General features: G+C 68.8%; 11 protein-coding genes. 5 read left to right on the top strand and 6 right to left on the bottom strand.

Features of this window, described 5'->3' with window-relative positions; genetic code table 11:
• Positions 1–69 precede the first annotated feature (69 nt).
• The 6 genes from ABZ340_RS34510 to eccD form a co-directional block, all read right to left on the bottom strand.
• Positions 70–525, bottom strand: a complete 456-nt coding sequence (locus ABZ340_RS34510; protein WP_358785837.1) for a hypothetical protein — start codon at positions 523–525, stop codon at positions 70–72.
• Between the two features lie 4 nt (positions 526–529).
• Positions 530–1,288, bottom strand: coding sequence for a 4-hydroxy-tetrahydrodipicolinate reductase (dapB, locus tag ABZ340_RS34505; RefSeq protein ID WP_358785836.1), 759 nt, complete (start codon positions 1,286–1,288; stop codon positions 530–532).
• A 56-nt stretch (positions 1,289–1,344) separates the two neighbouring features.
• The gene (locus ABZ340_RS34500) at positions 1,345–2,724 is read right to left on the bottom strand and encodes a pitrilysin family protein (protein ID WP_358785835.1); all 1,380 of its coding nucleotides are present in this window, start codon (positions 2,722–2,724) and stop codon (positions 1,345–1,347) included.
• A complete protein-coding gene (locus ABZ340_RS34495; protein ID WP_358785834.1) occupies positions 2,721–4,943 on the bottom strand; it encodes a polyribonucleotide nucleotidyltransferase in 2,223 nt (740 codons plus the stop codon). Before ABZ340_RS34495 ends, ABZ340_RS34500 begins: the two co-directional genes overlap by 4 nt.
• Positions 4,944–5,352: 409 nt before the next feature.
• Entirely contained in the window at positions 5,353–5,640 is a 288-nt protein-coding gene (rpsO, locus tag ABZ340_RS34490) for a 30S ribosomal protein S15 (RefSeq protein WP_003997419.1), read from the bottom strand.
• Positions 5,641–5,858: 218 nt separating this feature from the next.
• Positions 5,859–7,316 carry a type VII secretion integral membrane protein EccD gene (gene eccD / locus ABZ340_RS34485; protein ID WP_358785833.1) on the bottom strand — a complete coding sequence of 486 codons (1,458 nt, stop codon included), beginning with the start codon at positions 7,314–7,316 and terminating at the stop codon, positions 5,859–5,861.
• A gap of 271 nt (positions 7,317–7,587) precedes the next feature.
• Here eccD and eccCa point away from each other — a divergent pair, with 271 nt between their 5' ends.
• The 5 genes from eccCa (at position 7,588) to ABZ340_RS34460 (ending at position 20,513) form a co-directional block, all read left to right on the top strand.
• Entirely contained in the window at positions 7,588–11,532 is a 3,945-nt protein-coding gene (eccCa, locus tag ABZ340_RS34480) for a type VII secretion protein EccCa (protein ID WP_358785832.1), read from the top strand.
• A gap of 199 nt (positions 11,533–11,731) precedes the next feature.
• Positions 11,732–12,136 carry a hypothetical protein gene (locus tag ABZ340_RS34475; RefSeq protein WP_358785831.1) on the top strand — a complete coding sequence of 135 codons (405 nt, stop codon included), beginning with the start codon at positions 11,732–11,734 and terminating at the stop codon, positions 12,134–12,136.
• Between the two features lie 115 nt (positions 12,137–12,251).
• The gene (locus ABZ340_RS34470) at positions 12,252–12,569 is read left to right on the top strand and encodes a DUF397 domain-containing protein (RefSeq protein WP_358785830.1); all 318 of its coding nucleotides are present in this window, start codon (positions 12,252–12,254) and stop codon (positions 12,567–12,569) included.
• Positions 12,570–13,476: 907 nt separating this feature from the next.
• Positions 13,477–18,312, top strand: coding sequence for a toxin glutamine deamidase domain-containing protein (locus tag ABZ340_RS34465; protein WP_358785838.1), 4,836 nt, complete (start codon positions 13,477–13,479; stop codon positions 18,310–18,312).
• A 26-nt stretch (positions 18,313–18,338) separates the two neighbouring features.
• Positions 18,339–20,513 carry an SUKH-4 family immunity protein gene (locus tag ABZ340_RS34460; protein WP_358785829.1) on the top strand — a complete coding sequence of 725 codons (2,175 nt, stop codon included), beginning with the start codon at positions 18,339–18,341 and terminating at the stop codon, positions 20,511–20,513.
• Positions 20,514–20,636: the final 123 nt, after the last annotated feature.

Here is a 20,636-nt window from a genome sequence, read left to right as displayed (position 1 = left end):
TCCCCCAGCCCGGGTGGGGGCGGCTCCTGGTGCGCCCCCCCCCCCACCCCTGTGTGTGCGGGCGCGCGGTCAGACGGCCTCGGTCCGCCTGCCGTCGTGCAGGGCGATCGCCCGCTGCATCGCCTTGCGGGCGCGCGGGGTGTCCCGGGCGTCGTGGTAGGCGACGGCGAGGCGGAACCAGGTGCGCCAGTCGTCGGGCGCCGCCTCCGTCTCGGCCTTGCGCCGGGCGAAGACCTCGTCGGCCGAGTCGCGGTCGATCCGGCCGCTCGGGGTGCGCCTCAGCTCGTCGACGGGCAGGCCGCCCTCGGCGTCGAGTTCGGCGGCGAGCTGGTTGGCCCTGCGGACGAACCGGGTGTTCTGCCACAGGAACCACAGGCCGATCACCGGCAGGATCAGCACCGCGACGCCGAAGGTCACGGTGAGGAACGTGCCGGTCTGGATGAGCATCACCCCGCGGCTGCCGACCAGGGCGAAGTAGAAGACCAGGACGGCGGCGGTGAGGGCGTAGGAGATCTTCGCGCGCATGACGTCAGGCTCGGTCCAGGTCCAGGAAGTGTTCCAGGCCGAAGGTCAGGCCCGGCGTCGCCACCACGCGGCGCGTGCCCAGCAGGATGCCCGGCATGAAGCTGCTGTGGTGCAGGGAGTCGTGGCGGACGGTGAGGGTCTCCCCTTCGCCGCCGAGCAGGACCTCCTGGTGGGCGAGCAGGCCGCGCAGGCGGACCGCGTGCACCGGGACGCCGTCGACGTCCGCGCCGCGGGCGCCGTCCAGCGCGGTGGCCGTGGCGTCCGGGGCGGGGGCGCTGCCGGCCTTGCGGCGGGCCTCGGCGATGAGCTGGGCGGTGCGCGTGGCGGTGCCGGACGGGGCGTCCACCTTGTTCGGGTGGTGCAGTTCGACGACCTCGACGGACTCGAAGTACGGGGCGGCGATCTGCGCGAACTTCATGGTCAGCACGGCCCCGATGGAGAAGTTCGGCGCGATGAGCACGCCGACCTCCGGGGACTGGGCCAGCCAGCCCTTCAGCTGCGCGAGGCGCTCGTCGGTCCAGCCCGTCGTCCCGACGACGGCGTGGATGCCGTGGCGTACGCAGAAGTCGAGGTTGCCCATGACCGAGGCGGGGGTGGTCAGCTCGACGGCGACCTGGGCGCCGGTCTCGACCAGCGTCTCCAGCTTGTCGTCGCGGCCGAGGGCGGCGACCAGTTCCATGTCCTCGGCGGCCTCGACCGCCCGGACCGCCTCGGATCCGATCCGGCCCTTGGCACCGAGGACCGCCACGCGCAGCTTGCTCATGTTCTGTTTCCTTAACCGAAGGGGTTCCGGAACCGGAGGGGTTCCGGCCTGGGGGATCAGGCGACGGCGTCGTGCAGCCGGGCGGCCTGCTTGTCCTTCAGCGGGCCGATGACCGACAGCGAGGGCCGGCGTCCCAGGACATCGCGGGCGACCTCCCGGACGTCGTCCGGGGTGACGGAGGCTATCCGGGCCAGCATGTCGTCGACGGACATCTGCTCGCCCCAGCACAGCTCGCTCTTGCCGATACGGTTCATCAGCGCGCCGGTGTCCTCCAGGCCGAGGACGGTGGAGCCCTGGAGCTGGCCGATGGCCCGGCCGATCTCGTCGTCGGACAGTCCGTGCTCGGCGACGTGGTCGAGCTCGTCGCGGCAGATCTTCAGCACGTCGTGCACCTGGGAGGGCCGGCAGCCCGCGTACACGCCGAACAGGCCGCAGTCGGCGAAGCCGGAGGTGTAGGAGTACACGCTGTAGGCCAGGCCGCGCTTCTCGCGGACCTCCTGGAAGAGGCGGGAGGACATGCCGCCGCCGAGGGCGGTGTTGAGCACGCCCAGCGCCCAGCGGCGCTCGTCGGTGCGGGCCAGGCCCGGCATGCCGAGCACGACGTGGGCCTGCTCGGTCTTGCGGCCGATCAGCTCGACGCGGCCCGCGGTGCGGATGGTGCGCCGGCCGCCGCGCGGGGCGATGGGCCGGGCGCCCGGGTCCTTGAGGGCGCCGGCCTTCTCGAAGGCGGCGCGGACCTGGCGTACGACCTTGTTGTGGTCGACGTTGCCGGCGCACGCGACCACGAGGTGGGTCGGGTCGTAGTGCTTCTTGTAGAAGCGGCGGATGCGGTCGGCGGTGAGGGCGTTGACCGTGTCGACCGTGCCGAGGACCGGGCGGCCGAGGGGGTTGTCGCCGAACATCGTGTGCGCGAACAGGTCGTGCACGCAGTCGCCCGGGTCGTCCTCGGTCATCGCGATCTCTTCGAGGATGGCGCCGCGCTCGACGTCGACGTCCTCTTCGAGGATGAGGGAGCCGGTCAGCATGTCGCAGACCACGTCGATGGCGAGCGGCAGGTCGGTGTCGAGCACGCGCGCGTAGTAGCACGTGTACTCCTTCGCCGTGAACGCGTTCATCTCGCCGCCGACCGCGTCGAGGGCGGAGGAGATGTCGAGGGCGGACCTGCGGGACGTGCCCTTGAAGAGCAGGTGCTCCAGGTAGTGCGTGGCGCCGTTGAGGGCCGGGGTCTCGTCGCGGGAGCCGACGTGCGCCCAGATGCCGAAGGTGGCGGAGCGTACGGAGGGCAGGGTCTCGGTGACGATGCGCAGGCCGCCGGGGAGGGTGGTCTTGCGGACGGTGCCGATGCCGTTCTCGCCCTGGATGAGGGTTTGGGTACGGGCGACGGCCCGCGCCTCCGGGGAGGTGCGGGCCGTCGCCTTGGAGCCGGGGGACGTCACTGGTCGGCGTCGTCCTTCTTCGTGTCGTCGGTGGACTCCTCGCCCTCGATCACGGGGACGAGGGAGAGCTTGCCGCGGGAGTCGATCTCGGCGATCTCGACCTGGACCTTCTGGCCCACGCCGAGGACGTCCTCGACGTTCTCCACGCGCTTGCCGCCGGCCAGCTTGCGGATCTGCGAGATGTGCAGCAGACCGTCCTTGCCGGGCAGCAGGGAGACGAACGCACCGAAGGTGGTCGTCTTGACGACCGTACCGAGGTAGCGCTCGCCGACCTCGGGCATCGTCGGGTTGGCGATGCCGTTGATCGTGGCGCGGGCGGCCTCGGCGGAGGGGCCGTCGGCGGCACCGATGTAGATCGTGCCGTCGTCCTCGATGGTGATCTCGGCGCCGGTGTCCTCCTGGATCTGGTTGATCATCTTGCCCTTGGGGCCGATGACCTCACCGATCTTGTCGACCGGGATCTTGACGGTGATGATCCGCGGGGCGTGCGGGGACATCTCGTCGGGCCGGTCGATGGCCTCCATCATCACGTCGAGGATGTGGAGGCGGGCGTCGCGGGCCTGCTTGAGGGCCGCGGCCAGGACGGAGGCCGGGATGCCGTCCAGCTTGGTGTCGAGCTGGAGGGCGGTCACGAACTCCTTGGTGCCGGCGACCTTGAAGTCCATGTCGCCGAAGGCGTCCTCCGCACCGAGGATGTCGGTGAGGGTGACGTAGTGCGTCTCGCCCTCGATCTCCTGGGAGATCAGGCCCATGGCGATACCGGCGACCGGGGCCTTCAGCGGCACACCGGCGTTCAGCAGCGACATGGTGGAGGCGCAGACCGAGCCCATGGACGTCGAGCCGTTGGAGCCGAGGGCCTCGGAGACCTGGCGGATCGCGTAGGGGAACTCCTCGCGCGTCGGCAGGACCGGGATCAGGGCGCGCTCGGCGAGGGCGCCGTGGCCGATCTCGCGGCGCTTGGGGGAGCCGACGCGGCCGGTCTCGCCGGTGGAGTACGGCGGGAAGTTGTAGTTGTGCATGTACCGCTTGCGCGTCACCGGCGACAGCGTGTCGAGCTGCTGCTCCATGCGGAGCATGTTCAGGGTGGTGACGCCCAGGATCTGGGTCTCACCGCGCTCGAACAGGGCCGAACCGTGGACCCGCGGGATCGCCTCGACCTCGGCGGCCAGGGTGCGGATGTCGGTCAGGCCGCGGCCGTCGATCCGCTTCTTCTCCTTGATCACGCGCTCGCGGACCAGCTGCTTGGTCAGCGAGCGGTACGCGGCGGAGATCTCCTTCTCGCGGCCCTCGAACTCCGGCAGGAGCTTCTCGGCGGCGAGCTGCTTGACGCGGTCCAGCTCGGCCTCGCGCTCCTGCTTGCCGGCGATGGTGAGCGCCTGCGCGAGCTCGGGCTTGACGGCGGCGGTCAGCGCCTCGAAGACGTCGTCCTGGTAGTCCAGGAAGATCGGGAACTCGGCGGTCGGCTTGGCGGCCTTGGAGGCCAGGTCCGACTGGGCCCGGCACAGGACCTTGATGAAGGGCTTCGCGGCCTCCAGACCGGCGGCGACGACCTCCTCGGTGGGCGCCTCGGCGCCGCCCTCGACCAGCTTGATGGTCTTCTCGGTGGCCTCGGCCTCGACCATCATGATCGCGACGTCGCCGTCCTCCAGGACGCGGCCCGCGACGACCATGTCGAAGACGGCGTCCTCGAGCTCGGTGTGGGTCGGGAAGGCCACCCACTGGCCGCGGATCAGCGCGACGCGGACGCCGCCGATCGGGCCGGAGAAGGGCAGGCCGGCCAGCTGCGTGGACGCGGACGCGGCGTTGATCGCGACGACGTCGTACAGGTGGTCGGGGTTGAGCGCCATGATCGTGGCGACGACCTGGATCTCGTTGCGCAGGCCCTTCTTGAAGGACGGGCGCAGCGGGCGGTCGATGAGGCGGCAGGTGAGGATCGCGTCCTCGGAGGGCCGGCCCTCACGGCGGAAGAAGCTGCCGGGGATCTTGCCGGCGGCGTACATCCGCTCCTCGACGTCCACCGTCAGCGGGAAGAAGTCGAGCTGGTCCTTGGGCTGCTTGGAGGCGGTGGTGGCCGACAGCACCATGGTGTCGTCGTCCAGGTACGCCACGGCGGAACCGGCGGCCTGCTTGGCCAGGCGGCCCGTCTCGAAGCGGATGGTGCGGGTGCCGAAGGCGCCGTTGTCGATGACGGCCTCGGCGTAGTGGGTCTCGTTCTCCACCAGCGTTTTCTCCGTTACTTGTCGTCTTTCGTCCCTCCTCGCCCGTGTGGCGGGGGGACGGGGGCGGAGAAGCGCGCCGTCCGGTTGCGGGCCGGTCTTCGATCGAAGCACCCGGGGGTTCGTCCCCCCGGGGGCCACTACCGAGGACCGGCGGCGGCGTGGTGCGCTCCTCCTCGTTCGGGTCGTGCGGTTCGTTCGTGTCGTGCGGTTCGTGCGGTTGCGTGTGAGGACCGGCTACCCGTCCGGGCGGGCCTTCTCACGCCGTGTCGTGGTAGTGAGTGTGCGACCGCACGGCGTGCGCCGTGCCGTCACACGTGGTGCTACCACACTACAAAGCGGCAGTGACACCGCGCACGTACAGCAAAGGGAGCGGCCCCCGAACGATGGGAACCGCTCCCTTCACGGCGTCTTACTTGGCGCCCGCCGCACCGCGGCGGATGCCGAGGCGGTCGACCAGCGCACGGAAGCGCTGGATGTCCTTCTTGGCGAGGTACTGCAGCAGGCGGCGGCGCTGACCGACCAGGATCAGCAGACCACGGCGGGAGTGGTGGTCGTGCTTGTGGGTCTTGAGGTGCTCGGTCAGGTCGGAGATCCGGCGGGACAGCAGAGCGACCTGGACCTCGGGGGAGCCGGTGTCACCCTCCTTGGTACCGAACTCGGCGATGATCTGCTTCTTCGTAGCGGCGTCGAGCGACACGCGTACTCCTCATAGTCTGTGAGTGGCCACCGAGTGCCCCCGGTCTTCTTCTCGGGGGGACTTCCGCGACTCGGACGGCGGGATCCGCTGGGCGCGACCTCCAGAACCCGGCGCAGGGCCTGCGGCTCCGGGGGTGCGTACACATACGGTCGTCACTCAGGGTACCAGCCTGGAGGTGGCGGGATTTCCGCCGTGCTCCGGCGTCCGGCGGGCGGACCTCAGAGGCCGCCGCGGACTTTGCCGTAGACGTCGAGGACGGCCAGGCAGATCGGGACCAGGGAGAGCAGCACCAGCGAGTCCGCGAGGTCCAGCATGCGGCCCCAGAAGGGAGAGAGACCCTTCTGCGGCACAATCAGGGCGATCGCGATCAGCAGCAGCACTCCGGCCGCGACCGAGGCGCCGAGCCACAGGGTCCGCACGTCGACCGGTCCGGAGTTTCCCTTGAGCAGTTCCATGACGATGTCGGCCGGGGGCGAGATCGCAAGGCCGAGGACCAGCAGACCAAGCGTGACGACACCGGCCACGAACAGGCAGGTGACCTGGGCGGTGTAGCGGAACAGGCGGGCCCTCAGCATCGCCGCGAGGCCGGTGCACAGGGCGAGCAGCTGCGCCCAGCCGCTGTCGCTGAAGCCGAGCACCGCGCCACCGGCGCCGATGATGACGGCGGCGCAGCCGCCGACCAGTCCGAGCAGCAGTTCGTGGCCCCGGCTGGTCTGGGCGACGATGCGCTGGACGTCGACCGCCTCGAGGTCGCCGTCGCGGCCCTCGCGTCGGGCCCTGGCCAGGTCCTCCGGGTTGCGGAAGCCGATCGGCAGTTTGGCGAAGCGGGCCGACCAGCCGGGCAGGAAGCCGACGACCGCGAGCGCGACGACCGAGGTTCCGGCGGCGATCTCCCGCGGCTCAGCCTCGGTGAGCACACCGCAGAACGCAGCGAGCGTGCCGATCGCGGAGGCCAGTGCCGCGGCCACGAAGGGGGCGTCTCCCTGCGGCAGCAGCATGATCAGCACGACGGAGAACAGCAGTACGGCGACGCAGCCGACGAGGAACTGAAGCCTTCCGGGGCCTTCACCGGCGTCCTGGGGGATGACGCCGGAGCCCGCAATGAGCGCGTGCGGCAGCGCCGAGATACCGAGCGCGACGGCGGAGCCGCGATCGTCGTACACCCGGGCCCGTACGCCGGCCAGTGCCGTCAGGGCGAGTGCCGTCACTCCGGCGAGGATGCCCTGGAGGCCGTTCATGTCGTGCCGGACCGGGTCCGCGAACCAGAAGACGAAGCCGAGCATGATCAGCAGCAGTGCGCCGGAGACGAGGCCAGCCACGCGCATCAGATTGTCGTTCCAGCTGCGGATGTCCTGCTTGACCGCGGCGGCGATCGCATCGACCACGTCATCGTGCACGGCCGGCGGCAGGGAATCGGCGAAGGTGCGCAGCAGCAGCACCTCGCCGTCTCTGACCCGGTGCTCGAGCAACGAACGGCTCGCGTCGAGTACTTGGCCCTCACGGCTCACAAGGTGGTAGCCGGCGGGGCTGGTGTCCGACTGGACCAGGCCCGAGAGCCTGATGATCTCAGGAAAGAGGTCCTGGATCGGCAGGTCCTCGGGCAGCGCGACATCGACACGGCTGTCCGGTGCTGCGATGGTGATTCGGCAGAAACCTGTCGAAGTCCCCGTGCTCACCTGGTGTTCCCCCTGCTAGACAAGGCTGCTTCACGCCGTTCGCTACGACGTGGAGCGCCACCCTATCCGTTGCCGCGCAAGGCACAGGGCCTGCCTCCCTCAATTCTCTCCGTACCCCCTCGGCATCTCCATCCTCCTGACTCTCCCACGCACTGGGCGCATCAGTAGGATCGACGCCTACGCGGACGACGCCTACGCGAACGGAAAGCACGTCGCGGTACACGGGGGCGTCGGTGCCAGGACGTATCAATCACGAAGGATGAGTGCATCGGTGAGCGTCGTCATCATCAAACGGCCGCCGCGGATACCGCCCCCGGTCGTACCGGACGGCGAGGTCAAGCTGGAGACGCCCCCCGAGATCCCTCGTGAGGGCGACGAGAGCATGCTGATGAACCTGCTCCCGATGATGGGCATGCTGGGTTCCGTCGGCTTCTTCTTCATGCCCAACCTGCCGCCCTACATGCGGGTGGTCGGTGGGCTGATGCTGGCCTCAACCGTGGCCATGGCCATCGCCCAGTTCGCCAAGTCCCGGCAGGGCGGCGGTGCCGGGATGGCCCAGGATCGACGCGACTACTTCCGCTATCTGGAGCAGGTCCGCAAGGACGTGCACAAGACGGCGGAACTGCAGCGGCGCAGCCAGCTCTTCCAGCACCCCGACCCGGATCAGCTGTGGGCGGTGGCGGCCGACGGCAAGCGCCTGTGGGAGCGGCGCCCGACCGACGCGGATTTCGCCTCCGTGCGGATCGGCCTCGGCACCCAGCAGCTGAACACCCCGCTGGTCGCCCCGGTGACGGCACCCAAGGACGAGCTGGAGCCGCTGACCGCGGCGGCCATGAAGGCCTTCCTCGATGCGCACGGCAGCCTGTCCGACCTGCCCGTCTCCGTCTCGTTGCGCGCCTTTTACCACGTCACGATCTGCGGGGACACGGACACGGTCTATGGCAACGCCCGTGCGGCCCTGGCCCAGCTGGTGACGCTGCATTCGCCGGAAGATCTGCTGGTCGCCGTGGTGGCACACCCGTCCGCGGCGACGGAGTGGGACTGGATCAAGTGGCTGCCGCACAGCCAGCATCCGAAGGCCAAGGACGGAGCCGGCTCAGCCCGGCTCCTCTTCGACGACCTCGGAGAGCTGGAAGAGGCGCTGGCGGACCAACTGGACGACAGGCCGCGCTGGAACCGTGAGGCCAACCCGGTCTACGACCAACCGCACCTGATCGTGGTGTTGGACGGCGGCACCGTGCCACCGGACTCCGAACTCGCCAGTGCCGAAGGGCTCCAGGGCGTCACCTTTCTGGAGATCGCCCCGGGCGATCTGGAGGAGGAGCTGCGCGCCGGCCTGACGGCCTATGTGAAGCCGGGCCGGATGCAGTTGTTCGTCGGCCACGAGTCCGCGTACAGCGGCAAGCCCGATGTGCTGAACCAGGCGCAGGCCGAGTCGCTGGCGCGACAGCTCGCCCCCTTCCGGGTCGGCTCCGCGGAGGAGGGCGAACCCCTCCTGTCCAACCTGGACTTCACCGACCTGATGGGCATCGGAGACGCAGGGTCCGTCGACGTCTCCCGCACCTGGCGTCCGCGCACGTTGCACGAGCGGCTGCGGGTACCGATCGGTGTCGGCGAGAACGGTGAGCCGGTCATGCTCGACCTCAAGGAGGCCTCGCAGGAGGGCATGGGCCCGCACGGCCTGTGCGTCGGTGCGACCGGCTCCGGCAAGTCCGAGCTGCTGCGCACCCTGGTGCTCGGTCTCGCGGTCACCCATTCCTCGGAGACGCTGAACTTCATCCTCGCGGACTTCAAGGGCGGTGCGACCTTCGCGGGCATGGCGGACATGCCTCACACCGCGGCCGTCATCACCAACCTCGCGGACGACCTCACCCTCGTCGACCGTATGCGGGACGCGATCACGGGCGAGATGCAGCGCCGCCAGGAACTGCTGCGCACCGCGGGCAACTACGCCAACCTGCACGACTACGAGAAGGCCCGGGCCGCGGGTGCCGCGCTGGAACCGATGGCGTCGCTGGTGATCGTGCTCGACGAGTTCTCCGAGCTACTCACCGCCAAACCGGACTTCATCGACATGTTCATCCAGATCGGCCGTATCGGCCGCTCGCTGGGTGTGCACCTGCTGCTGGCGTCGCAGCGTCTGGAGGAAGGCAAGCTGCGCGGCCTGGACACCTATCTGTCGTACCGGATCGGTCTGCGGACCTTCTCCGCCGCCGAGTCCCGTACGGCGATCGGTGTCCCCGACGCCTTCCACCTGCCGTCGATCCCCGGATCCGGCTACCTGCGGTACGACACCGACACCATGGTCCGCTTCAAAGCGGCGTACGTGTCGGGGCCGTACCACGGCGAGGGCCCGTCCCGCGTGAATCGCTCCACCCAGTTGCGGCCCGCTCTGTTCACGGCGGAGCACGTGGCGCTGCCTCCGCAGCCGGTCGTCCCGGAGCCGGAGACCGACAACCGAGTGGACGACGCGCTCGCCGACACCGTCCTGGACGTCATCGTCAGCCGAATGGTCAACCAGGGGCCGCCCGCCCACCAGGTGTGGCTGCCCCCACTCGACGAGGCTCCCTCGCTGGAGCAGCTCCTGCCCCAGCTCGCCGTCACCTCCGAGCGTGGCCTGACCGCGCCCGAGTACACGGCGCTCGGCCGGCTCAACGTGCCGGTCGGCCTGGTGGACAAGCCGTTCGAGCAGCGACGTGACGTGCTGTACCGGGACTTCTCGGGCGGTGCGGGCCACGGTCTGTTCGTCGGCGGCCCGCAGTCGGGCAAGTCGACCCTGCTGCGCACGCTCATCTCGTCGTTCGCGTTGACCCACACGCCGTCCGAGGTGCAGTTCTACTGCCTGGACTTCGGCGGTGGCGGTCTGATCACGATGGAGGAGCTGGCGCACGTCGGCGGGGTCGCCAACCGGCTCGACGCCGAGAAGGTACGCCGTACGGTCAGCGAGGTCGCGGGCATCCTCGATGCCCGCGAGGAGTACTTCCGCGCCCACAACATCGACTCCGTCCAGACCTATCGGCAGCGCAGGGCCGCGGGGCAACTGCCCGACCAGCCCTGGGGCGACGTCTTCCTCGTCATCGACGGCTGGGCCACCTTCAAAACGGACTACGAGATGCTCGAGGCGACCGTCACCGACATCGCGACCCGCGGTCTCGGTTTCGGTGTGCACGTGATCCTGACCGCGAGCCGGTACACCGAGGTACGGCCCGCGCTCAAGGACATGCTCCAGAACCGCATCGAGCTGCGACTCGGTGACCCGACCGAGTCGGAGATCGACCGCAAGGTCGCGCAGAACGTACCCGCCACCATGCCGGGCCGCGGCCTGACCCCGGACAAGCTGCACTTCATGACGGCACTGCCGCGGGTCGACGGCTCGTCGGCGACGGAGGACCTGGCGGAGGCGACGTCGATCCTCGTCCGGGGCATCAACGACAACTGGCAGGGCAACCACGCTCCGGCCGTACGGCTGCTGCCCACCATGCTGCCGGCGGACCGGCTGCCCAAGGGGTTCGAGCACCCGGACCGCGGTATCGCCATCGGCATCGACGAATCGGCACTGGCCCCGGTCTTCGTCGACTTCGAGACGGACCCGCACTTCATCGTCTTCGGTGAGAGCGAGTCCGGTAAGTCCGCGATGCTGCGCCTGCTCATCAAGCAGATCACCGAGCGCTACACGCCGGATCAGGCGAAGATCGTCATGGGTGACTACCGGCGTGCTCACCTGGAGGGCGTGCCGGAATCGCACCTGTCGCGCTACTGCCCGTCGGCGCCCGCGCTGACGGAGACCCTGGAAGGGCTGGCCGGTTCGATGAGCCGCCGTATGCCGGGCCCGGACGTCACGCCCGAACAGCTGCGCAACCGCAGCTGGTACAACAGCCCGGACGCGTTCGTCATCATCGACGACTACGACCTGGTGGCGACGGGCATGAACCCGCTCTCCCCGCTCCTCGAGTACCTTCCCTTCGCCCGTGACATCGGTCTGCGCATCATCATCGCGCGCGCCTCGGGCGGTGCCAGTCGGTCGTTGTACGAGCCGGTGATGCAGCGCCTGCGCGAGCTGGGCGCACAGGGCATCGTGCTCTCGGGCGACCGGACGGAGGGTGCGCTGCTCGGCAACATCACCCCGTCACAGCTGCCGCCCGGGCGGGGGTACTTCCACACGCGTCGGCGCAGTGGGCAACTGATCCAGACGGGATGGCTGCCGGCTCGGTTCTGACCGGCGGACACCTCCGTGCGGGAGAGGGGCGGCGCCCAGGTGGGAGCCGCCCCTCCGGTGCGTATGGGTGGGGGAGTGAGACGCCTCTGGGGTGGGTCGTATGTGGGGTGAGGGGGTTCCGTGTGAGGGAGTGAGCTCGGGCCCGGTGCAGTCGCTAGGGTGGTGTTGCAACAGAAAAGCCGAATCACGGGGGGCAGTTGTGGCCGACGATGGGCTACGCGCCGATCCCTCGGTCCTCAAGGCCGAGGGCTTCAACATGTTCACGGTGGGCCAGGACTTCAGCAAGGCGGTCAAGCGCCTGCAGACAGGGCTGACCGCGCTCGAAGGCGGCAACGGCGCCACCCCGCCGTGGGGCGACGACGAGATCGGCGAGAAGTTCGGAGTCGTCTACGAGGGTCTGCGCGACGGCATGTACCAGTCGATGGGCAGCCTGGCGGAGCGACTCGCGGGAATGGGACTGGCCTTCACCGAGATGGGCGTGCGGCACGAACGTAACGAGGGCAACGAGGACGCCGCTTGGCGGGATCTGACCTCCCAGTACGACGGCCAGGTGGAGATGCCGTCGGAGGTGCACGCCTCGTTGCGTCCCCGGCAGGAGCTCTGATCCGGGAACGCACCGTGGACCGTGGGTGATCTGTCCTTTCCGGCGTGTGTGCTCCGCCTGCGCCAGTAGGGTGAGACACCTATTTGGTTCGCACGTCGGAAAGAGGCCCAGCAGGATGACCGAGGCACAGGACGACAAGGTCGACGCGCAGGTCGAGGACGTCAAAACGCGCAAGGAACGGGAGAGGGACGAGCTGTACGCCCTTGACATCTCGGGGGTCGAGTGGCACTGCGCGCCCGGCACTGAGGAGCACGAGGAGCGGGTCGAGATCGCGTACTTGCCGGGGGGTGCCGTGGCCATGCGGTCGTCCCTCGATCCTGGCACCGTGCTGCGGTACACCGAGGCGGAGTGGCGGGCGTTCGTGCTCGGGGCGCGGGACGGGGAGTTCGACCTGGAGCCGGCGCCGCACAATGGTGGGGTGTCGGCCGAGTAGGTCGTCTTCAGGGCCTTGGTTGTCGCCGGGCCGGCTCAAGATCGCGACCCCTCAGGGGCGAGCCGCTGCTGACAGTCGTCGACTGCGACTCGCCCGAGGCCGAGGACAAGACGGACGGCCGACTGCCCGGCAAGAGCGTGAAATGCGGTCGGAGTATGACTGTGGCGTTCCCGACCACGGCACCCGGCGTATCGGCTCCACGTTGCGCTTCACCAGGGTCCGGGCCGGCCTGCGGATCGCTTGCCGACCGGCCGTCGGCTGCCGCAGTGGGCGGTGGCCGACTCTTCGTGACAGCCGATCGAGCAGGATACAGGACAGCACATTCCCCAGTGACGCGCCCACCGCTCCGAGGATGATCGCCTTCATGGCCCAGTGAGTGCTTCCTCGCCTCGCCAACTCCACGCCGATGCTTGTGGAACCGAGGCACCCACCGTATGAAACGCTCCAAGGGGGTACCCGCGTAGCGCTGTTGAGGCGCCCCACGCTCGGGAAGAGGCAGACCAGCGCCAGCATCGCCCCGGCAGCCATGAGACCAGCACGTGCTCCGCACCTGCCGTGACCGTTCCCTCGCGCGTCTCGAGTCCGGTTGTTCCTGGAAACACACCCGAAGTTCGTCCACGCCCGACCGGGCCGGACCGTCCTCCCTACCCCCTGCCTGCACCAGCACCAGTTCGCTGTCGGGTGACGTCAAGACGAGGCAGCGTTGCCCATCACGGGCCTCGTACTCACGGTGATGCCGGGTGCCGGGGAACAGGGCTGTTCTGCAACAGTTTTGTGACAACAACCCTCTGAAGTCGCTTGCGGGTATGTCCGTAAGCTGTGCGAAGGCCGTACAGCTGTGTGCTTCCTCTTGCCAGGTGAGGGGTTGTGCGGTTGTGGCGGGTGACGGGGGTTTGCTGCTGTGTCGATGATGCTGCCGGACGAGCTCGAGTGGGTCCTGCAGATGCTCGGCTACAACTGGCCGACCGCGGACGAGGACAAGCTCCGGGAGTCCGCCCAGTTGTGGCGGACGTTCGGTGACGACGTCACCGGTCTGCACACCGCGGCCAACGCCAGCGCGCGTACGGTCATCGCGCACAATGCCGGTGAGTCGATCGACGCGTTCACCAAGACCTACGCCAAGTTCGACGGTGGCAGCGGCGGGGGCGACGGCTACCTGGCCGACGCCGCCCAGGCCGCCTACATCATCGCCAGCGTGCTGGAGGCCTGCGCCTACCTCGTCGAGTTCGCCAAGTGGGCGGTCATCGCCCAGTTGATCGCCCTGGCCATCGAGATCGCCGCCGCGCAGGTCGCCGCCCCTTTCACCTTCGGTCTGTCCGAGGTCGCCGCCCTGGGCGCCACCCAGGCCACCCGGCTGATCGTGCGCCGTCTGCTGGACGAACTGAAGCAGGCCTTGATGGAGGCGATCGTCGAGGCGATGAAGGAGCCGGCGATCTCCGCGGTCGAGGCGATGATCACCGATCTGGTGCGGCAGTCGGTCAACGTCGGCTTCGGCGCCCAGCAGGGCTTCGATCTAACTCAGACCGTCAGCGCCGGTGCCCGGGGCGGCTGGGAGGCCGTCAAGCAGACCCCGCAGACTTTGGTCGAAGGGGTGCGCGACAGCCTGGGCCAGAAGGCGGGCAACCGGTTCCATCATGCCATCGACAGCCGCATCGACGGCTACGGCGGGACACCGGGCACGTCGGGGGCCGCGGGGGCGGACGGCGGAGATGGCGGCAGTGGCGGCGACTCCGGCTCGGGGTCCACCCGCTCCACTTCGGGCTCCGCTCCCACAGGTTCGGACTCCCCGTCGTCTTTCTCGACGCGTTCGGACGCCGGGTCCGGACCGGGAGCGGACATCGGCGGGGGGATCTCCGCCGACAGCAGCGGCAGCCGTGTCGGCGTGCCGGACGTGGGCGCAGGCCCCGACTCCGGGCCAGGCTCCGGGTCCGGGCAGAGTCCGGCCTCCTCGGACACCTCGTACCCAAAACCGACGCCGTCGCACTCAGGGCCGTCCCTGTCGGATTTCGACGAGCCCGCACCCGGTGGCACCTCGTCCAACGCGTCGGGCAGCAGCAGTTCGTCCGGTGCTTCGGGCTCGGCCGGTCCTTCCCCCTCCGGTGGCGGGTCCTCCATCTCCAGCCTGTCCTCACCCACCCCGCACTCCGCACCCGCCCCCACCTCGTCCGGTGGTACGTCGTCCCCGTCCGGAGGCGGCGCGATCAGCACTTCCATCGACAGCCTCGCCGCCGGCATCCCCACCCAGTCCAACACCACCCCCGCGCCGGCCACGACCGACGCCTCCCCCAGCGGGGGCAGCGGCCGCACGGACGGCGGCTCCACCATGCCGGCCTCGCCCACGCCTCCGTCACACGCGGGCGGCACGGCAGGCACACGCCCCGGCGCCCACACACCCGGCGGCACACCCTCCACAACCAGCCCCACCCTCAACACCGGTCCGGCAAGGAACTCTTCCACCACCGCACCCGGCGCCCCGTCCGCCGCCACGGGAACCGGCCTCGCCTCCACCCCGAACCCCACATCACCGACGACACCCCGAACCATCCCGACACCGGACAGCCGCATACCCGGCACGGCCGACGGCCGTGCACCAGGCATACCGGACAGTCGCATACCGACCCAGCGCACCCCCGGCAACGCCCCGGACGGCAACACCACACCCCGCAGCACCCCGGACGCGGCCGGAGGCCCCCGCACCCACGGCCCGAACACTGACCCGGCCCCCGGTACGGCCCCAGCCCCGAGCCAGCACCCTACTCAGACCACCCCCCACCAGAACCCGGCTCAGGCGTCCCCCTCCAGGTCCGCATCACCGTCCGCCGGCACCCCGACGACCACGCCCTCCACCTCAACCGGAATCGGCTCCGACCGCGCCTCGGTACCGAACAGCCGCACCTCGAACGCACCGGCCCAGCCCGGCCCCACCACTGGCCCCGCCCCACAGAGCACGCCCAGTGGCCAGCACCAGCCAGGCACCGGCCCTGCCCGGTCACCCCAACAGCCCGCGGCCAACACCCCGAGCACGCCCAGCACCCCGCAGCAGCCGGCCGCCCACCCCCACACCCCACCACAGAACACACCGCACACCCAACAGCAGGTGGCAGCAGTCCCCCTCCACACCCTCACTCCCACCCCGGGACCTGCGGCGTCACCGCCCCACGCGGCCCCTGCCACATCCCAGCCCCCGGGCTCACCCGCCACCACCCCCAGCCCGCAGCAACCGCAGCAGGACAGCCTGGAAACCATCCGTGCCGGCCTGAACCACACCCCCGGCGGCCTGACCCCGCCCGACCCCGCCGACCAACAAGCCCTGGCCGACGCCGTCCCCCACACCGAGGACGGCACCCCCCAGCGCTTCCCCGACCCCTTCGGCCCCTGGACCCAGCTCCAGAACGACGGTGGCAACACCGTCCCCGGACGCAGCAACAACTGCGCCGACTGCTCCCGCTCCTTCCTGGAGACCTGGTACGGCAACCCCCAGGTCTCCGCCCCCCGCACCACCGACCCCGACGAACACGGCAACCCCGACCCCTGGTCCCCCGAACACAACGCCAACGCCAACCAGATCCGCTGGACCGGCGCCGCCCACACCTACGCCGGCCCCGGAGGCGACCCCGACACCGCACATACCATCGCCTCCACCCTCCAGCAGGCCGGACACGGCGCAGCCGCCATCGTCCAGGTCGACTGGCCCGGCGGAGGCGGCCACGCCTTCAACGCCGTCAACCACCACGGCACCATCATCTGGATCGACACCCAAAGCGGCGACGTCAGCCACACCCCCCTCCACCTCGACCAGGCCGCACACGTCTGGCACATCCCCCTCGATCCCAACCGCCAGCCCATCGACACCACCCAACCCCCCACCCAGAACACCGAAGACACCGAGAACCACGGACAACCGGAAAACAACCACACCCCCCAGAACGACACCTCGGGCAAGGACTCCTCCCACCACCCCAGCCCCGCCCCCTCCCGCCCGGCCCCCCTCCCGGTCATCGCCACCCGCGACACCACGCCGCCTGGCGGCGTCACCCACCCGTCCCCCGCTGAACAACAAGCTCTGGTCAACGCCGTCCCCCGGGACGAAAATGGCGACCCCATCCGCCCCCCGGACCCCGCAGACGGCCCCTGGGTCCAGCGCATCAACGGCGCCGGAACCGACGCTCTCGGCCGCACCAACAACTGCGTCGACGTCGCTCTGTCCACCGTCGACACCTACGCCGGCACTCCCACCGCAGCCGCCGCCCGCACTCCCGACCCAGGCCCCGACGGCACCCCCTCGGACCGCGGTGAACGCAATGGCCGCGACCGCATCGAAAACACCCTCGGCGCCCGCTTCACCGACCTCGGCGACGGCCGCGACGCCTTCAACCGCCTGGAAGACACCCTCCGCACCAGTGGCCACGGCTCCCAAGCCGTCATCATCACTCAGGACGCCAACGGCCGCGCCCACGCCTGGAACGCCGTCAACCACAACGGTCGCATCACCTACATCGACGCCCAAGTCGGCCGCACCAGCCCCCGCCCTCTCCATCACGGCACCGACGGCGTCTTCGCCATTCCTCTCGGCCCCAACCGCCAGCCGGTGACGCTCGAGGTTGTGGGGTCCCAGCCCCGTCCGGACGTTGCGGCGCGTCCCGATCAGGCCGAACGCCAAGCCCCCAAGAAGCCCTCGGGCACATCGCAAGGTCCGAACAGCGACACGAAAGGCGAGGATCCTCACCCCAAGGACGACCCAGCCCGTAAGAACCATCCGCGCCTTTCGGAGCCCGAGAGCGACACCTCGACGCATTACGGCATGGCGCCGATGGAACACCAAGCGGAGCTGCGCCGGACGAACGATGTCCGGCAAGTGGACCTGGATCCGGTGCACCAGCAGCTCAACGACTGGCTCACCCCCGTTCCCAACGAGGATGGCAGCGGCACGCGTATCCCTTTGGTCGATGCCCTGCAGTCGTGCAGTCCGCCGCGACCAGATGACCCCGATCACAAGCCGGTGATTCTGCGACACGACGATCTGGTCAAGATCCTCCCAGGTTTCGCCGATATGCACCCTGGCGAACGTGGTGCGGTGATCGCGTCGCTGGCGCGTCTGAGCCACAACTTCCACGCGTCCCACGCAGTCGGCGCCAGCCCGGAACCGAAAGATGACTATGCCTCTCGCGGCGAGAGGGCGCACGCAGGGGCGAGCTGGAAAGCCTCCCACCGCGACGATGACGAACTAAGGGAAGCGATCCAGGAAGAATTTGCCGGGATCGCAAAGGCCCTGGAAGCCTCAGGCGAGCATCGACCTGACTTCACAGGGCGTAATTACGCGGCAGTCGAGGTATACGACCCGGTCAGTAAAAAAATCACGTACATGGTCGACAGCTCTTACCCAAATCCCGACGGAAAGCACTCCGAGAAGAATCTGCTCGACTACTTGAAAACCGTCAACGAAGGGCGCGCCGAAGAGGACGCATATCAGCCGCTCAGTATGTATTCGGACCGAGAGCCATGCGGACACGGACAGGGCTACGCGAACTGCGCAAAGCTCCTATCGGACGAAATGCAGGGAATCGACGTGTTCTATGGTACCGGATATCGGAAGAACGCAGAGATCACGGATTCCGGCCTCACTCCGGCCGGCGGATACAAGAAGCAGTTTGACAAAGATCTTGCAGAGAATCTCGCGGAACTTGGTAAGATTTGGGTCCGCGTCATGGGGGAAGGCGGATTGAAGAGCAGCACGACAACATGAATTCACCGGAAAAGAAAGCACCGACTATGCACCTTCACCGCAGCCTGCATGAGGCTGTCCAACAGCTCCGTACATGGCTGGAGAATCAATCACCCGAGCGCGGGTTCCTGTTCCTCGACGGGCCATCACGCACCGGGAAAACCGAACTGCTCCAGTTCATCGCTGCCACGGAGCCTGGTACGTGTCACGTCGACGCCAAAGGGCTGACCGCCGAGGAGCTCGTCGACGCCGTGATGCAGGCTCTCGATGTACCGTACGGGGACCACAAAAGCCTTTCCTCCCTCACTGGTGAACTGAAGAGGTACGGCAAACAGCGCAAACAGAGCCGTGCCGTCCTTGTCTCCAACACCCAATGGGCCGGCCGGACACGAGACACCACCGAGCCTCGACGCATCGCAAACGCCCTCGCAGGCGGTTTCGGACTTCATTTCAAGAAGACCGGTGTCAGGTTCGTCATCGAAGTCGACAGCGACGTGCACGATCTCGGCCCTCGCAATCGTTCCCCTCTCGTCCTGGCTCCCCGTCCCGACGCCCTCCGAGCACCCTCGCTCTCGCTCCCGCTCCGTCGACGCACCGCCGTACAGGCCTTGGCCCTGGCCCAGCCGCGCGGGGTACGTTTCGAAGAGTGGAGCGCGCTTTGCTCCGCCTTCGGTGTCGAATTCAGCACCTCAGAACTGCAAGCAGTTGCCGCTGAGCTGGACTGCGTATCGGTCGACACCAAAAAAGGCCTGTCTGTGGCCCTGACCCATGAGTCAGATGCCCACGCGTTGCGAAGCGAGATTCCCACAGAGGAGTTCCACGCATTTCATCGCGCCGTCACAGACCGCCTTTTCACGTGCGGCGACGACGATCCTCTCGCGGACTACCTGCCCCGGGCGCTACCTGCCCATGCCGCTGTGGCGGGTCGCTTCGAAGAACTCCTTTCCACCCCCCACACGCTCGCCAAGTGCGCGCACACCGCCTTGATGGAAGCGCTGCCCGTCGCTTTTCCGGACGGCATCCCCGCGGGCACCTTCGCTGCAGACCTGCATTACGTCGACAAACTTGGCGTAGCACCTTCCTCCCACGCCGAATGGTTGTCGATCTTGCACCTTTTGGCGCTGAGTCAAAGCGACCCTGGGCGTGCGCGCGCGCTGGTGGAAACCGCGGGCCCCCTGCCATGGAGGGCTGTTTGGACCAACTGGCGAGCCCCGGGCCGTCTTCACCTCTGTGGCCCTCGGACCGATGCCATCGATGATCTGCGGGGCGATGCCGCCGACTCCACAGTGACCAGCGTCAGTGAAAATGGTGTCGAGCGGACTTGGGACGTGGTCACCGGAAATCTCATCGAGTCGAGCAGCCGACACGGCGACGCACCGACACGGACGGACGGCCCCGCACCTCAGACTCTCTGGCGGGTGGAGCCCTCTTGGAACGTGGTGCGTCTCGAACTCATCACCGATCCGTCCGTGACCCGCGTGGTGCAGGCTCCCAAGGTCGAATCCGCGGTCTGCGTCGGCGATCTCGTGGTGCTGGGCGGAGTGCGCGGCCTGTACGCCGTCGAAGCCGACCCCCGTTTCACCGAGAGTGGTCCGCGCCTGCGGCCACTGCCGTCCGTCGGCCCTCGCGGAAGGATCACACCGCGTCCCTTCGACGAGAAGGCCTGCCGCCCCACCAGGGCCCGCGTCCTCGACATCTTCGACGCGGACCACGTCCCCACCATGACCGATGAGCAGCTGCCTTCCGGCCTGACTCACGGACCGACCCGGCGCTTCCTCACCCAGGTCGGCTTCCCAGCCGTCTCCGGCTTCTACAGCCTCAACACCCACCATCTCCTTGAGTCCGGCCTTGCGGAACACACCTGGGAAGGCACCAAGGAGTTCGAAACGCCTGTGGGCGACGGTCCTTTCTACTCATTGGGCACCTGGATCGGCGGCGTCCTGTTGCTTGACGGTCCCACCGGCCGCGTACTGCGTCAGTCCCGGCCCGGCGCGGTCGACGACAGAGAACCCGGCGACCCCCTGGCCGGCTCCTCCCTCGCCTCGTTCGTCGCGATGGTGTGCCTGCACTGGGAATACATGCTCGCCTACACCACGTCCGGCGGCCTCGACGGCGCGGACCTGCTGACCGAACTCACCACATGGCTGTCCGGCCTCGACCCGGCCGCAGCAGCCACCAGGAACTGGGGCCACGTCCTGGACTCCGACAACTTCGCCTATTGATCAGAAACTCATTGAGCCGTTTCCAACCTGGCTGAGGGACCGGCCGGTTGGTGTGGGGGCGGCGTTGAGGAAGAGGTGAAGCTCCTGGTAGATGGGTTGTCGACCAAGATCAACCTGTCCGCC

The organism is Streptomyces sp. NPDC006134 (genome assembly GCF_040628835.1).
GTDB lineage: Bacteria > Actinomycetota > Actinomycetes > Streptomycetales > Streptomycetaceae > Streptomyces.
The sequence above is the reverse complement of the archived record's forward strand: the minus strand, read 5'-3'. Positions and strand labels throughout refer to the sequence as shown.

Excerpts from the sequence above, each read along its gene's own strand:
- ABZ340_RS34465 (WP_358785838.1), top strand. The coding sequence starts at position 13,477 with ATGATGCTGCCGGACGAGCTCGAGTGGGTCCTGCAGATGCTCGGCTAC.
- ABZ340_RS34470 (WP_358785830.1), top strand. The coding sequence starts at position 12,252 with ATGACCGAGGCACAGGACGACAAGGTCGACGCGCAGGTCGAGGACGTC.
- ABZ340_RS34460 (WP_358785829.1), top strand. The coding sequence starts at position 18,339 with ATGCACCTTCACCGCAGCCTGCATGAGGCTGTCCAACAGCTCCGTACA.
- ABZ340_RS34510 (WP_358785837.1), bottom strand. The coding sequence starts at position 525 with ATGCGCGCGAAGATCTCCTACGCCCTCACCGCCGCCGTCCTGGTCTTC.
- dapB (WP_358785836.1), bottom strand. The coding sequence starts at position 1,288 with ATGAGCAAGCTGCGCGTGGCGGTCCTCGGTGCCAAGGGCCGGATCGGA.